Raw genomic sequence first — 14,418 nt, 5'->3', positions numbered from 1 at the left:
GGTCACGAATAGGTGATCAGTTCAGCCGCGAACTCAGCCACTTGCCGATATCATTGACCTGCTGTGGGCAGAGCGCATGGGCCATGGGGTATTGGCGGAAGTTGACCGCGTAGCCCATCTCTTTTAAGCGATCGGCGCCACTACGGCCCAGGCTTTCCGGCACAATGGGGTCAAAGTTACCGTGTTGAACCTCAATCGGGATATGACGATTGGCTTCCGCGAGGTCGATCGTGTCGGCAGTCGCAAAGTAAGTCGACATGGCCAGCAGGCCTCCTAGTGGCGCAGGAAACGTCAGCGCGGCATGGTAGGCGACCGCGCCTCCTTGCGAAAAGCCCGCCACGATAATGCGCTGGCTATCAATGCCCTCGTCGATCTGCTCTTGAATCAGCACCTGGATTCGCTCGGCCGATTTCTTGAGTTGCACCTCATCGACACGGCGACCTAAATCCATGGCCAAGATATCGTACCAGGCAGGCATCACCATACCGCCGTTGATCGTTACCGGCAGGCGTGGCGCATGGGGCATGACAAAGCGCACGCGGGAACCCTTGGGCAGCGCCAATGCGGGCACCAGCGGCTCAAAATCGTGCCCATCCGCACCCAAGCCGTGAATAATCAACACACAGGCATCAGCGGGTTGACCATCTTTCGGCTCAATAACCAGTTCGCCTGGAGCAGTCATAACATCGTATCCCTTCATGCAAAAAGCATCACCCTAGCGCAAACCCACGCTAACAGCGAGCGGGTGAGGGCCTAAAGTCGTTACAACGCACTTAAAAAGGCCATACCAGGGGAATTAACGCCAGCGCTATAGCACCCGTCAGTATATTCAACCCGCTGCCCAAACGGAGAAAATCCCCCACCTGGTAGCCACCTGGTCCATACACCATCAGGTTGGTTTGATAACCAATAGGGGTTAAAAAGCTCGCCGAGGCGGCAAACATGACCGCCACCACATAGGGCATCGGGCTAACCCCCAAGCTCTCCGCGGCGCTCATCACCACCGGAAAAACAATCACTGCTGCGGCGTTATTGGTGACCAGTTCGGTGAGCAGCGCCACCACGCAGTAGGTGCCGATTAACAGCAGCAGCGGATTACCCGCCACCAGGGTCAACACCCCACCACCGATCACCCCGGCAGCGCCGGAACTCTGCAGCGCCGCCCCTACCCCAAAGGAGGCCGCGATGGTGAGCAGCACCTGGGTATCCAGGCCACGCTTGGCAGCGCCTACCGAACAACAGCCAGTCAGCAGCGCCAATGCGGCACCCAGCATGGCAGCGTTGAGCATGCTCAGCACGCCAAGCGCGGCGAGCAGCACGGCGCCTAGCAGCAGGCTCCAGGCGAGCGGCGCTTTTTCATGCACCGGCCGCGCCGCGCCATTGAGCTCACTAATCAGCAAAAAGTCCCGCGACTGGCGGTGCCGCTCAATAAAAGGGGGGCGTGCCTCCAGCAGCAGCACATCGGCGGGCTGCAGTCGCACCTGGCCCAGGTTGCCCTTAACCCGTTCTCCGCCACGGCAAATCGCCAGTACCGCTGCCCCATAGAGGGTTCTAAAGTGACCATCGCGAATACGCTGGCCGATAAACTGACACTGATTCGAGACCACCGCTTCGACCAGGCGGCGCTCTTTAAACTCCTTTTCCAGGCTGGAGGTGCCATCCCGGGAGGGGATCAAGCCGCGGATTTGCTGCAACTCCACTGCTGCGTCAGAGGTGCCTGCAAACACCAGCCGATCACCACCTTTAAGCTGCTCGCCGGGCCCGACGACGCTGACCACGTTGCCCGCGCGCTCAATCTCGACCAGAAACAGCTCCTGCAGGTGGCGTAGCCCGGCCTCTTCGACGGTGCGATCCACCAGCACGCCTGCCGGGTCGACTTCCATTTCAATAGTGAATTCCCGCGGGTTGGCAAACGCATTGGCCAGCCCTTCCCTGGCGGGCAACAATCGTGGCCCGAGTAAAATAAGATACCCCAATCCTACGACGGCGACAGGAACACCGACCCAGGCCAAATCCAGCAACCCCATGCCTAGCTCAGGGTAGCGCTCCAGCAACAGCCCATGCACCACCAGGTTGGTGCTGGTACCAAACAGCGTCATGGTGCCGCCGAGGATAGAGGCAAAGCTAAGCGGCATCAGCAGCCGCTGGGGAGACAGGCGCAGCCGACGGCTCCAGCTCATGACCGCGGGAATATAGGTCGCGACAACCGGGGTATTATTGACAAAGCCACTAAGCGAGGCCACCGGCAGCAGCAGGCGAACCAGCGCGCCCCGCTCGCTCTTGGGCTGTTTGAGTACATAGCGAATGATCAGGTCGATGCCGCCGGTTTCGCGAATGCTTGCCACCAGCACATACATAAACGCCACGGTAAACAGGCCACTATTGGAGAAGCCCCCCAGCGCCTGCTGGGGATCTATCACTCCCAGCGTCAATAGCACAATCACCGCGCCCAGCAATATAATATCCGGCCCCAGGCGTGTAAAAGCCATTAACGGGAAGATGGTGAGCACCACCCCTACCGCTATCCAAGCGTCAAGTGACATAACCACGGCATCCTTAACCAATAAGCATGGTGGTATTGTGACGCCAATCCTATATTCTAAAAAGTTATTTTTAGAAACATTTAAAGACCAAAATGGAATTTATGGGTATGAGATGTGAGATGTGAGATGTGAGATGTGAGATGTGAGATGTGAGATGTGAGATAGGGCAGGTTACAAACGCTGAAAAGCAAAAAACCCCGCATAGGCGGGGTTTTTCAGCACATCAGCTATCGGCTGATGGCACACATCATCGCTCTAGATTACAGAACTTTGATGTTGGAAGCCTGAAGGCCTTTTTTACCCTGGGTCACGTCGAAGGAAACCTTCTGACCGTCTTGCAGAGTTTTGAAGCCGTCAGCCTGAATTTCGGAGAAATGCGCGAACAGGTCGTCGCCGTTGTCGTCCGGAGAAATGAAGCCGAAGCCTTTAGTGTCGTTAAACCACTTAACGGTACCAGTTGCCATGATCGAAATCCTCGATAAAGCGTATTTAAAGCCGGGTAATACCCGAGTTGCAGTGGGTAGAACAAGAAACTTTCACCAGACTCAACGCTTGCGGCGCTTCGATACTGCTGACAACGTTCGACTTGCTAACCTACTGCTCAGAAGAATGCGCCTTGTTTCAGCACACGTCAATACTATCGCGTAAAAAAGTGTCAGTAAGATGACCGCGCCGCTAATATCCACCCTGCGGCTTTTTCAGCGATCATCAGCGTCGGTGAATTCGTGTTGCCGCTGGTGATCGTCGGCATCACGCTGGCGTCCGCCACGCGCAGGCCAGTGACACCACGGACGCGCAACTGGCTATCGACAACCGCCATGGGGTCGTCGTCCCGCCCCATCCGCGCGGTGCCCACCGGATGAAAAATCGTCGTGCCAATATCGCCTGCCAGCCGTGCCAGCTCGTCGTCGCTCTGATACTCGAGGCCCGGTTTTACTTCTTCAGGCTGATACTTGGCAAACGCCGGCTGCTCGGCAATTCTGCGCGTCACCCGCAGCGAATCGGCCGCCACCTTGCGATCCTCTGGTGTACTCAGGTAGTTCGGCGCTATCGCCGGTGCCTGGCGCGGGTCGCGGCTTTTAATTCTGACGGTCCCGCGGCTGCTGGGATTCAGGTTACACACGCTCGCAGTAATCGCAGAGTACGGGTGTAGCGGCTGACCAAACGCTTCCAGGCTCAACGGCTGAACGTGGTACTGGATATTGGCGTAGTCGTACTCCTCTGAGCTGCGCGTAAAGATGCACAGCTGGGAGGGCGCCATACTCATGGGCCCGGTCCGTTTAAGCGCATACTCCAGGGCAATTTTCGCCTTGCCTACCAGTGAGTTGGCCAAGGTGTTGAGTGTTTTACCGCCCTGCACCTTATACACCGAGCGGATTTGCAGGTGATCCTGCAGGTTTTCGCCCACGCCGGGCAAGGCGCTCACTGCCTCGATATCGTGCTCGGCCAGCAGGTCAGCGGGACCTATGCCGGAAAGCTGTAATAACTGAGGCGAACCAATCGACCCGGCAGACAGGATCACTTCCTGCTGGGCCTCCACGCGCAGCGTTTCACCGTTGCGCACCACTTCGGCCCCCACACAGCGTGGCGTTGTGCCATCGTTAGCAAATAAGAGTTGATTGACATGGGTCGAGTGCCAAACGGTAAGGTTATGACGCTGCCGCACCGGCTTCAAAAACGCTTTTGACGTATTCCAACGCCAACCGGCGCGCTGGTTGACCTCGAAGTAGTCCACCCCTTCGTTGTCGCCGCGATTAAAGTCGCGTGTCCGGGGAACCCCCGACTGTGCCGCAGCTTCAGCAAAATCATCCAGAACTTGCCAGCTTAGCCGCTGCTTTTCCACCCGCCATTCACCGCCGTGGCCATGGAAGTCGCGGTGCTCGGCATCGGCATCGCCGCCTTTATCCAGGCGATGATGGTGTTCGTGCTTGATAAAATCAGGCAGGCAGTTTTCCCAGCGCCAGGCATCGTCGCCGGTCACCTCGGCCCAGTGGTTATAATCCCGCGCCTGGCCGCGCACGTACAGCATGCCGTTGATGCTCGAACAGCCGCCCAGGGTCTTGCCCCGGGGGTAAATCAACGAGCGACCGTTGAGCCCTTTATCCGGCTCGGTGCGGAACATCCAGTCAGTGCGCGGGTTATTGATGCAGTAAAGGTAACCCACCGGAATATGAATCCAGTGATAGTTATCGCGCCCGCCCGCCTCGATCAGCAGCACCCGATGATCGGGGTTGGCGCTCAATCGATTGGCCAGCAGACACCCGGCGGTGCCTGCCCCCACGACAATGAAGTCAAAGGTGTTGTTGGTTGTATCGGTCATGAGCTGGCTCCCGCAACGCGTCGGCGTTTACTTGGCGGTGGGCATGACAAAGTCTGCGCCACCATCGATCGAGTCGGACCAGCGCTGCATGATCGACTTCTGCTTGGTGTAGAAGCGCACACCTTCCTCGCCGTAGGCATGGGTATCGCCAAACAGAGAACGTTTCCAGCCGCCGAAGCCGTGCCATGCCATGGGCACCGGGATGGGCACGTTGATACCCACCATGCCCACCTGGATGCGGCGACCAAACTCCCGCGCCACGCTGCCGCTTTCGGTAAAGCAGCTGACGCCGTTGCCGAACTCATGATCGTTGATCAATTGAATGGCAGTCGCCGCATCGGGAACCCGCACACAGACCAGTACCGGGCCGAAAATTTCTTCTTTGTAAATCGTCATGTCCGGGGTGACATGGTCAAACAGCGTTCCGCCCATCCAGAAACCGTCTGCGCAGCCGTCGCCGGTCTGGGAAGCGTCAAACTCACGCCCGTCAACCAGCAGCTCAGCCCCTTCGGCCACACCCTTGTCGATGTAGCCGGTAATGCGCTGGTGCGCTTCGCGGGTCACAATCGGGCCCATTTCGGCGTCCAGTTGCATACCGTTTTTCACTTTGAGCGACTTGGCGCGTTCCGCAAGCGCTGGCATGATCTTATCCGCCACATCACCCACCAGGACGGCCACGCTGATCGCCATGCAGCGCTCCCCCGCGGAGCCATAGGCGGCGCCGACCAGGGCATCAACGGCTTTATCCAGATGTGCATCGGGCATCACGACCATATGGTTTTTCGCCCCGCCGAGCGCCTGGACGCGTTTCCCGTGGCGGGCACCACGCTCGTAAATCAGGTTGGCAATGGGCGTCGAGCCGACAAACGACAGTGCCTTGACCTCGGGGTGATCCAGCAGTTGCTCGACCGCGTCCTTACCGCCCTGCACCACGTTGAACACGCCGTCGGGCAAACCGGCCTGCTTGAGCAGGTCGGCAATCATCAACGAAGCGCTGGGGTCCAGCGGGCTAGGCTTGAGGATAAAGGTATTCCCCGTGGCGATGGCAACCGGGAACATCCACATGGGCACCATGACCGGGAAGTTGAACGGCGTGATCCCCGCCACCACGCCAAGCGGCTGGCGTACCGTCCAGTTATCGATCCCGGTGCTCACCTGTTCGGTGTAGTCCCCTTTCATCAACTGGGGAATACCGCAGGCAAACTCGACGATATCGATACCCCGGGCCACTTCACCCTGGGCATCGGTAAACACCTTGCCGTGCTCTTTGGTGATCGCCTCGGCCAAGGCGTCCTTATTGGCGTTGAGCAACTCCAGGAATTTGAACATCACCCGTGCCCGGCGTATCGGCGGCGTATCGGCCCAAGCAGGAAACGCGGCCTGGGCGGCCTCCACGGCGGCGTTTACATCGTGCTCACCGGCCAACGACACCCGCCCGCTCACCTGGCCCGTCGCGGGGTTGAATACGTCCTGGGCATCACCCGTGCCCTGGCTTACCTGGCCGTTGATAAAATGCTGGATAGTGGTCGTGGTCGCGGTGGTCATTGAAGTAACCTTTATAAGTGTCGTGATCGTTAAAATGGCGATAGCCCCAGATTAACCGCCTAACAGAGGCGATCAATTGAGTAATTCTTAACCACGATATAAGCTTTGCTAATAACAACACGCTTAAGGAAGGTTGCCCATGCAGGAATACGCCTCACTACGGGCGTTCGTGGCGGTTGCCCGCGCTGGCAGCGTGTCACGCGCCGCCGAACAACTGCACCTCACCCAGCCCGCCGTAAGCCTAAAGTTGAAGCAGCTTCAAGCCAGCCTGGGGCTCACCCTGTTCAGCCGACGCCCTCAAGGCCTGAGCCTGACCGCCGACGGGCTTGCCCTTCTGTCAGCCGCCGAAAAGGCGCTGGCCAGCGCCAGCGCCTTTGAACAGACCGCCAGCGCCCTGCACAGCACACTGCGCGGCAAATTGACCATTGGCACCATCGTCGACCCGGAGTTTATTCGCCTGGGGGCCTTTCTGAGCCGCCTGATGCTCAGGGCGCCACAGCTTGAAACCGAGCTGCACCACGGCATGAGCGGCCGCGTACTGACGCGCATTGAAAAGGGCGAGCTGGACGTGGGCTTTTATCTCGCGCCGCCTGGTGAAGGCACCGGCCACTCGGCGCTGGCCTGGCGGGAACTGACCCAGTTTGACTATCACGTGATTGCCCCCGCCGGCTGGGAGGCGCGACTTGCGGATACGCGTTGGGCGTCGCTGGCACGCCTACCCTGGATCGTCACGCCCCCCGACTCCGTCCACTACCGGCTTCTTCAGCACTGCCTGGCCGACGGCGGCATCACGCCGAACCGCGTCGCCCAGGTCGACCAGGAAGCCTGCATGCTTGACCTTGTACGCGCTGGCGTGGGCCTTAGCCTGGCGCGTGATGCCCTGGCCATGGCTGAACGCCAGGAGAGTGGGCTGGCCGTGGCCGACCATGTTCGGCTGCCCTGTTCGCTGGGCCTTATCTGGCGACATGATCGTGCCACCGAGCCCCCCATCGCCGCCGCGCTAAAAACCCTTGACGACGTATGGCCCCCACGCCACGGCCAGCTTTAACGAAGGAATACCTGTCGCCTGCAAGGAAAGTGAACCACCCGCAACCTAACAAATCGAAGGTGGTGACAGTATGGTTCACCTCCCGGGAGTCAACCTCATGATGCAACAGCTACCACGTCGCCCGTTAGCACTAGGTATCGCTACGGCCGTCCTTGGCATCGCCAGCACCTCACTGCAGGCCGAAACGCCCGCGGAAGCGATATTTGCCGGCGGCTGCTTCTGGTGCATGGAGCCCCCTTACGACCGCCAGCCCGGCGTGACGGCGACCATCTCCGGCTATACCGGCGGCGAGCTGGAAAACCCCACCTACGACGACGTCAGCAGTGGTGACACCGACCATATAGAAGTGGTCAGGGTCGAATACGACGCGGACCAGATCAGCTACGAGCAGTTGCTGGACATTTACTGGCGCAATATCGACCCCTTCGCCGTCGGCCGCCAGTTCTGCGATGTCGGCGACCACTACCGCTCGGCGATCTTTTATCAAAATGACGAACAGCGCGAACTGGCCGAAGCTTCCAAGGAAGCGATGGACGAACGCTTCGACGAGACAATAACCACCGAGATACTGCCCGCTGACACTTTCTGGGCAGCCGAGGAATACCACCAGAACTACTACGAGAAGAACCCGGTCCGCTACAAGTTCTACCGCTTCAGCTGTGGTCGTGATGGCCGCCTGGAAGAAGTCTGGGGCGACGAGGCTGGCGGGCCTACGTTTGACTGACCAGGTACTTTATCGCCACCAACGACAGCGGTGCCAGGTGCTTTCTAGCGTTCGGCGTTGCCACAACTTCAACAGCAGCGCCAGCACGACCCAGGTCACGAGGGCGGCAATCACGTCGTCCAGCACAATACCCAAGCCGCCATCAACATACTCGGCCAGGTGAATCGGCGGCGGTTTAACGCTATCGAAAAAACGGTAAACCGCAAACGCCAGCAGCATGACCAGCGGCTGGCGTGCGGCCGTTAACCCGATGACGGCCAATGGAAAGGCGACATATTCATCGGCAACGATGCTGCCATGATCAAGACCCGCGTAATGCCATGCAGCGACGTGACATACCGGCACCGCCACCACCAAGAGCACCGCGACCCCCGCTGCCTGATAGCCAACGGGCCTGCCCAACAGCCACCACGCCAGCGGGATGCCAATCAGCGAGCCGAAGGTGCCCGGGGCTAGCGGCAAGTGACCCAGCCCGAAGCCGGTGGCGACCCAGAAATTAAGCGTGTCGAGCATCAACCGGCCTGCCGCGCTTCTCGTTCATCCTTTTACTCCTAATTAGAGAGTCTTTTCAGGACTCGCTGACGACAATTCACGTTATAGAACATGCTATATGAACGCAGCATGAACGACGCCTACGAAAACCAATGCTCCCCTGGCATTAAAGCAATGCCCCCTTTATGTCCACCGAGCTTCCCTGACGACTCGCCCGTACGTCAACACGGACCGGTATTTGCTCCTTGAGTTCGCTGACGTGGGAAATAATCCCGATCATGCGCCCGCCCATTTGCAGTTCGCTGAGCATGGCAATCGCCTGGTCCAGCGCATCCTGGTCGAGGCTGCCAAACCCTTCATCGATAAATAGCGTATCCAGTTGAATGCCACCAGCGTAGGCCTGAACCACGTCGGAAAGCCCCAGCGCCAGCGAGAGCGCGGCCATAAAGGATTCACCGCCCGATAACGTCGCCACCGGGCGGTTCTTGCCGGTGTAGGTATCGGCCACGTCCAGCTCCAGCCCCGAGGCGCGGTTGCCTTTGGACGGGTCTTCCCGGCGCACCAGCTGGTAGCGACCGCGGCTCATGTGCACCAGGCGTTCAGAGGCTTGAATCAAGACGTCGTCCAGCAGCACGCCGAGCACAAACCGCTGCAGGCTAATGCGTTGCCCTGTGCGGCCGTTGGCAACCTCGCTCAACGTCCCCCATACCCGATACTGGGCTTCAAGGGATGCCTGGGCGGCATGGGCGGCATCGAGCTTTTCGCGCGTGGCATCCAACTGCGCCATCCGCGCGGCCAGCTGCTGATAGGTTTTTTCAAAGGTCTGCTCCTGAGCCTTTGCCGCAGCGACCCGTTCTGCCAGGGGGGCGAGGTCCGGCCGCTCCTGCCCCTCAAGGCGAGTGTGAATTGCCTCCAACTGCCCTTCCAGCTTGGCCAGTTCGCGCTGAAAGTGGTCCACCGCGTCGCTGAGTCGTCGCGCCTCTTCGTCGCTTAACCGCGCCTGGTTGAACGCCTCCTCGTCGTCGAAGACACTATCGGCCAGGGCGTGTTGCCACGCTTCCTGCGCCTCATCAAGGGCACTGTCGGCGCGGGCCTGGCGCTGGTTGACGTCGTCCAGGGTGGTCTCGGCGCGAACCAGCGCCGTCTGAGCCTGCTGGGCTGTTTCCTGAGCGGTCTGCCAGGCGGTTTCGGCGGCTTGAATATCGGCCTTGAGCTTGGCCTGTGCGGCTTCCAGAGCCTCAAGCGAGGACTGCTCACCCAGTTCGCCGCGCAGCCGCTGGCAATGTGCCTCTTTGTCGGCGAGTTGCTGGCTTAACTGCGCGTGGTGCTGCTCGGCTTTCGACAACGCCTGGCGAGACGTCTCGAACGCCGCACGCGCCTGCTTGACCTCGGCCTGGGTCACCGGCGCCTGCTCGGCGATCGCCGGGGCCGGGTGGTCGCGACTGCCACAGACCGGGCAAGGCGCCCGGGCTTCCAGTCGCGCTGCCAGAAGCGCCGCCTGCCCCTGATGCCAGCGCATCTCCTGCTCGGAGGCATGCTGCTCTGCGGCTTCAACCCCCGGCCGCCGTCGCGCGACCTCGGTGGCCGCGCCTTCGACCTGCTCGGCAAGCTGCCCACGCTGAGTCTCAAGCGCCGCCAGTTCCTGGCATTGCTCAACGGCACGGTGCAAGCGAAACGCCTGCTCGCGCATGGCGGGTAGCTGCTCAAACTGCGGCCTGGCATCCGCCAGCGCTCTCTGGGCATCGGCCTGCGCCGCTTGCTGCTGAGCCATGGCGCGCTCTGCCTGGGCATGCTCTTCGCGGGTCGACCGGGCCGTTTGCTGGGCGGCTTGCAGGCGCTGGTACACCGTTGCCAACGCCTGGGTCTGGCCATGGGCGGCCAGCCGTGCCTGGGCGTCGTCGATGTCGTCTTTCTGATCTAGCAGCGCTTTCCTGTCCGCCTGGAGCCTTGCCTGTTGATCAAACTGGGCCTGCAGCTCCTTGCCCTGGCGCTCGGCGTGTTCAGCGGCTTCGCGGCGCGCCCTGGCCTCGGCCAGGTCATGCTGGGCGGCCTGGTACCGGGGCGCCAGGGCGCGGCGTTCTTCGTCAAGGGCAGCATCGCTTTCCACGTCACTGGCCTGCAGAATACCCTGCACCCGCTGGCGGTGGTTATTGACGTCGCGCTCGATCTGGTTGGCCTGGGTCCGCAGACGCTCTTCGATACGCTGGAAGATCTGCGTTTGAAACAGCTGAGAAAAGATTTTTTCGCGGTCTTTCGAGTCCGCCAGCAACATCTCGCGAAACTTGCCCTGGGGCAACACCATCACCTGACGGAACTGGCTGGCGTCGAGCCCTATCAGGCCCTGGACCTGGGTCGTGGCGTCGTTGACGCTTTTGGCGACCAGGCAGTCGCCTTTCTCGCCTTCAGCGGTCAGTTGCCAAAGCTGGGCTTCCGCGTTTTGCGTAGTGGTCCCTTCACCACGTGCCTTGGGGCGCTCCTGCTGGGGTACACGGCGTATCCGATAGGCGTTGCCGCGCAGGCGAAAGTCCAGCGTCACTTCGGTAAGCGCATCCGCCGCGGCCTGGTCGCAGCGCATCTGGCTGGCGTCACGTTCGGCACCGGTGGTCTGCCCATAAAGCGCAAAGCACAGGGCGTCCAGAATCGAGCTTTTGCCCGCGCCGGTGGGGCCGTTGATCAGAAACAGCGGGCTTTGCCCCAGCGCGGTGAAGTCGAGGGTTTCCCGACCGGCGAAGGGGCCAAAGGCCTGCATGGTCAAGCTTAGCGGCGTCATCGGGTTTCCTCGTCACGGTTAAGCTGGCTGATCAGCTCGTTCATGGCCTCGGCCTGCTCGTCGGTCATCGCCTCGCCGCTGGTCTGGGCGAAGAAGTCGCTGAACATGTCCAGCGCACTGAACCGCAGCCGCTCGCGATCCAGCTGTTGGCGGCCGCGGGATTCCAGCATGCCGGGCTTTTCCAGGTGCAGTACGTTGGGGTAGACCTCGCGCAGCTTGCCCATGGGGTCGAGGATGGCGTGGCGATCGGTCAGGCGAACCAGCAGGTAGTCGTCCGCATGGGGGTCGCCAAGCCCCTGGGCAATGAGCGAATCCAGCTCGCCTTCCAGGATCCGCACGTCCAGGCGCGGCGTCAAAGGGCGGTGCTCGATGTGGCGGACGCCCTGCTCGTCGATATCCACCAGGGTAACGCCCTTGCGCTGGCTTGCTTCGGAAAAGCTGTACTTGAGCAGGGAGCCACTGTAGCGGATATGCTCTCCGCCACGGCATTGGGGGCCATGCAAATGCCCCAGCGCCACGTAGTCGAACGATTGCATGGGCTCCCAGGCGACGCTTTCAGCACCGCCAAGCGTCAAGGGGCGCTCGGAGTCCGAGGCACTGCCGCCATCCACAAAGCAGTGGCTCATCAATACCGTGGGGCGCGTTGGGTGGCGCTTTGTGTTGATGCATTCGACCAGGTGACGGTGGGCGCTGTCGAAGTCGCGCACGTCGACCCCTAACTGGCTGCGCACATATTCCGGGTCGGCGTAGGGAATGCCGAAAACATCCACCTCCACGCCGTTGGCAGACAGCGTCACCGGCCGTTCGATGTCGGCCAGGTCAGACAGAATGTGCAGCCCCGCCTGACGTAAATGGCGCGCGCCAAAGCCCAGCCGCTGGGCGCTGTCGTGGTTGCCGGAAATCATCACCACCGGCAGATTGCGCTCGCTGCACAGTGCCCTCAGGACGTCGTCCAGCAGGGCGACCGCCGAGGCAGGCGGCACCGAGCGGTCATAGATATCCCCGGCGATCAGCACCGCATCGACGGCCTCCCGGTCGATGATATCGATCAGTTGATCGAGGACGTAACGCTGGTCATCCAGCAGCGACAGGTTGTGAAACAGCCGACCCAGATGCCAGTCGGCGGTGTGCAGTAGACGCATGACAAACTCAGCAGCAAGAAGAATAACGGCATCATACTAGCAAAACGCCCCGCTCGTGGCGGGGCGTTACAGGCCAAGCTCAACCGCCAATGAATCAACGGCGGAAGGCGTCGGGGTAGCTGGTCAAATCAACGCCCCACATCATCGGCAGCAGGATATAGACCGCCGCGACGATCAGCACCAGCGCCAGGATATTGAGCCCGAAACCGTTGCGCACCATTTCGATAATCTTGATTTTGCCCGTGGCGAAAATGATCGCGTTGGGCGGCGTGCCCACCGGCAGCATGAAAGCGCAGTTGGCGGCCATGGCCGCGGGCACCATCAGCACGAAGGGGTGCACGTTCAGCGCCAGCGCCAGCGACGCCAGCACGGGCAGAATCATCGTCGCGGTGGCGGTATTCGAGGTGATTTCGGTCAGGAACAGCACCATGGCACTGGCCAGCAGAATCACCATCAGGAAGTTGACGCCTTCCAGCACGCTCATCTGCTCGCCGATCCACACGGCCAGGCCAGAGGAACTAAAGCCAGCGGCAATCGCCAGGCCGCCACCGAACAGCAGCAGAATGCCCCAGGGCACATCCTTGGCCACCTCCCAGTCCAGCAGGCAGCCGCCGCGACTTTTGGAGGGAATCAAAAACAGCGCAATGGCCGCCACCATGGCAATCATGGTGTCGTTGATGCCGGGGATATTGAGCAACTGCCCTTCCCATAAAAACGAGCGCGTGATCCACATGAAGGCCGCAAACAGGAACACGGCCAGCACGGCTTTTTCTTCAAAACTGGTCGTACCCAGCGCCTGTTTTTCCTTGTCGATCACCGCTTTGCCCCCTGGCAAATCGGCAAGCCTGACGCGATAAACCACCTTGGTCAGCAGCAGCCAGGCGGCGAAGAGCAGAACCACTACCACGGGAAAGGCAAACAACATCCATTCGGCGAAGGAGATCTGCACCCCGAACAGCTCCGACACGGTGGCCGCCAGAATGATATTGGGCGGCGTCCCAATCAAGGTGCCCAGGCCACCAATGGTGCCACCGTAGCCGATACCAAATATCAGCGCCTTGCTGAATTTATCGATATCGTCGCTGTGGTCGCCATCTGTTTTGCTCAGCTCCTGGGTAACCTGGTACACAATCGCCGTGCCAATCGGCAGCATCATCATCACCGAGGCCGTGTTGGACACCCACATCGACAAAAACCCGGTGGCCGCCATAAAGCCCAGCACGATGCGGTTGATACTGGTCCCCAGCAGACCAATAATCACCAGCGCAATACGCTTGTGCAGCCCCCATTTCTCCATTGCCAGGGCGATCATGAAGCCGCCCAGGAATAAAAAGATAATCGGGTTACCGTAGGCCGCCGTTACCCGACTGCCCTCAAGCGCCCCAGTGATCGGCAGCAATACAATGGGCAAAAGCGACGTCACCGGAATCGGGATCGCCTCGGTAATCCACCACACGGCCACCCACAATGTGGTGGCCAGCACCATGCGGCCTTCAACGCTGAGGTCGGCAGGATGGAAAAACAGCAACACAAAGGCGAACAGCAGCGGCCCCAAAACCAGCCCGACTTTTTGCGGCTTTGTATATGCTGGCGGACGCGGCTCCCCGCCCGAGCCATTGCCTGAAGAGGCACCGCCTCCCACACCACCCGAGGTGGGCAGCGCGCACATCAAGAGTGTTTTTGCCTGTTGGTGAGAGACCCAGAGCTGGTCCCACACCGTCATCATTCCATTGCTTCGCATACGACAATTTCGCTCACGGAGTAGGGTGTAAGGTATTGAACAATGCGCACGACCCACCATTGACCAGTGAGCCTATCAATACACGCGGATTCT

General features: G+C 60.4%; 11 protein-coding genes. 2 read left to right on the top strand and 9 right to left on the bottom strand.

Annotation, left to right across the window (positions count from 1 at the left end):
- Nucleotides 1–16: 16 nt before the first annotated feature.
- From BMX75_RS07150 to BMX75_RS07130, 5 genes are all read right to left on the bottom strand, one after another.
- On the bottom strand, nucleotides 17–682 hold the full coding sequence (locus tag BMX75_RS07150) for an alpha/beta hydrolase (RefSeq protein WP_092826603.1): 666 nt from the start codon (nucleotides 680–682) through the stop codon (nucleotides 17–19).
- Nucleotides 683–773: 91 nt separating this feature from the next.
- Nucleotides 774–2,543 carry an SLC13 family permease gene (locus BMX75_RS07145; RefSeq protein WP_092826601.1) on the bottom strand — a complete coding sequence of 590 codons (1,770 nt, stop codon included), beginning with the start codon at nucleotides 2,541–2,543 and terminating at the stop codon, nucleotides 774–776.
- A 260-nt stretch (nucleotides 2,544–2,803) separates the two neighbouring features.
- The gene (locus BMX75_RS07140) at nucleotides 2,804–3,007 is read right to left on the bottom strand and encodes a cold-shock protein (protein WP_009101184.1); all 204 of its coding nucleotides are present in this window, start codon (nucleotides 3,005–3,007) and stop codon (nucleotides 2,804–2,806) included.
- A 191-nt stretch (nucleotides 3,008–3,198) separates the two neighbouring features.
- Nucleotides 3,199–4,863, bottom strand: a complete 1,665-nt coding sequence (locus BMX75_RS07135) for a GMC family oxidoreductase (RefSeq protein ID WP_092826599.1) — start codon at nucleotides 4,861–4,863, stop codon at nucleotides 3,199–3,201.
- A gap of 27 nt (nucleotides 4,864–4,890) precedes the next feature.
- Nucleotides 4,891–6,408, bottom strand: a complete 1,518-nt coding sequence (locus BMX75_RS07130; RefSeq protein WP_092826597.1) for a CoA-acylating methylmalonate-semialdehyde dehydrogenase — start codon at nucleotides 6,406–6,408, stop codon at nucleotides 4,891–4,893.
- A 139-nt stretch (nucleotides 6,409–6,547) separates the two neighbouring features.
- Here BMX75_RS07130 and BMX75_RS07125 point away from each other — a divergent pair, with 139 nt between their 5' ends.
- Both BMX75_RS07125 and msrA read left to right on the top strand, forming a co-directional pair.
- Nucleotides 6,548–7,456, top strand: a complete 909-nt coding sequence (locus tag BMX75_RS07125; protein WP_092826595.1) for a LysR family transcriptional regulator — start codon at nucleotides 6,548–6,550, stop codon at nucleotides 7,454–7,456.
- Nucleotides 7,457–7,556: 100 nt separating this feature from the next.
- Complete coding sequence (msrA, locus tag BMX75_RS07120) at nucleotides 7,557–8,180, top strand: peptide-methionine (S)-S-oxide reductase MsrA (RefSeq protein WP_092827028.1); 624 nt, start codon at nucleotides 7,557–7,559, stop codon at nucleotides 8,178–8,180.
- A gap of 9 nt (nucleotides 8,181–8,189) precedes the next feature.
- Here msrA and BMX75_RS07115 read toward each other — a convergent pair whose 3' ends face one another.
- From BMX75_RS07115 to BMX75_RS07100, 4 genes are all read right to left on the bottom strand, one after another.
- Nucleotides 8,190–8,693 carry a phosphatidylglycerophosphatase A family protein gene (locus BMX75_RS07115; RefSeq protein WP_092826593.1) on the bottom strand — a complete coding sequence of 168 codons (504 nt, stop codon included), beginning with the start codon at nucleotides 8,691–8,693 and terminating at the stop codon, nucleotides 8,190–8,192.
- A gap of 145 nt (nucleotides 8,694–8,838) precedes the next feature.
- Nucleotides 8,839–11,442: an AAA family ATPase gene (locus BMX75_RS07110; protein WP_092826591.1), complete on the bottom strand. Its 2,604-nt coding sequence runs from the start codon at nucleotides 11,440–11,442 to the stop codon at nucleotides 8,839–8,841.
- A complete protein-coding gene (locus tag BMX75_RS07105; protein WP_092826589.1) occupies nucleotides 11,439–12,584 on the bottom strand; it encodes an exonuclease SbcCD subunit D in 1,146 nt (381 codons plus the stop codon). The genes BMX75_RS07110 and BMX75_RS07105 overlap by 4 nt, the downstream gene beginning before the upstream one ends.
- 94 nt (nucleotides 12,585–12,678) lie before the next feature.
- A complete protein-coding gene (locus BMX75_RS07100; RefSeq protein ID WP_092827026.1) occupies nucleotides 12,679–14,307 on the bottom strand; it encodes a DASS family sodium-coupled anion symporter in 1,629 nt (542 codons plus the stop codon).
- Nucleotides 14,308–14,418 lie beyond the last annotated feature (111 nt).

Source organism: Vreelandella subterranea, assembly GCF_900111305.1.
Taxonomy (GTDB): Bacteria; Pseudomonadota; Gammaproteobacteria; order Pseudomonadales; family Halomonadaceae; genus Vreelandella; species Vreelandella subterranea.
Note: the sequence above shows the minus strand (reverse complement) of the source record. Positions and strands in the feature narration are given on the sequence as shown.

What these genes read in the sequence shown, in the direction of transcription:
- BMX75_RS07135 (WP_092826599.1), bottom strand. Translation starts at nt 4,863, where the DNA reads ATGACCGATACAACCAACAACACCTTTGACTTCATTGTCGTGGGGGCA.
- msrA (WP_092827028.1), top strand. Translation starts at nt 7,557, where the DNA reads ATGCAACAGCTACCACGTCGCCCGTTAGCACTAGGTATCGCTACGGCC.
- BMX75_RS07150 (WP_092826603.1), bottom strand. Translation starts at nt 682, where the DNA reads ATGACTGCTCCAGGCGAACTGGTTATTGAGCCGAAAGATGGTCAACCC.
- BMX75_RS07105 (WP_092826589.1), bottom strand. Translation starts at nt 12,584, where the DNA reads ATGCGTCTACTGCACACCGCCGACTGGCATCTGGGTCGGCTGTTTCAC.
- BMX75_RS07110 (WP_092826591.1), bottom strand. Translation starts at nt 11,442, where the DNA reads ATGACGCCGCTAAGCTTGACCATGCAGGCCTTTGGCCCCTTCGCCGGT.
- BMX75_RS07115 (WP_092826593.1), bottom strand. Translation starts at nt 8,693, where the DNA reads ATGCTCGACACGCTTAATTTCTGGGTCGCCACCGGCTTCGGGCTGGGT.
- BMX75_RS07145 (WP_092826601.1), bottom strand. Translation starts at nt 2,543, where the DNA reads ATGTCACTTGACGCTTGGATAGCGGTAGGGGTGGTGCTCACCATCTTC.
- BMX75_RS07140 (WP_009101184.1), bottom strand. Translation starts at nt 3,007, where the DNA reads ATGGCAACTGGTACCGTTAAGTGGTTTAACGACACTAAAGGCTTCGGC.
- BMX75_RS07130 (WP_092826597.1), bottom strand. Translation starts at nt 6,408, where the DNA reads ATGACCACCGCGACCACGACCACTATCCAGCATTTTATCAACGGCCAG.
- BMX75_RS07125 (WP_092826595.1), top strand. Translation starts at nt 6,548, where the DNA reads ATGCAGGAATACGCCTCACTACGGGCGTTCGTGGCGGTTGCCCGCGCT.
- BMX75_RS07100 (WP_092827026.1), bottom strand. Translation starts at nt 14,307, where the DNA reads ATGACGGTGTGGGACCAGCTCTGGGTCTCTCACCAACAGGCAAAAACA.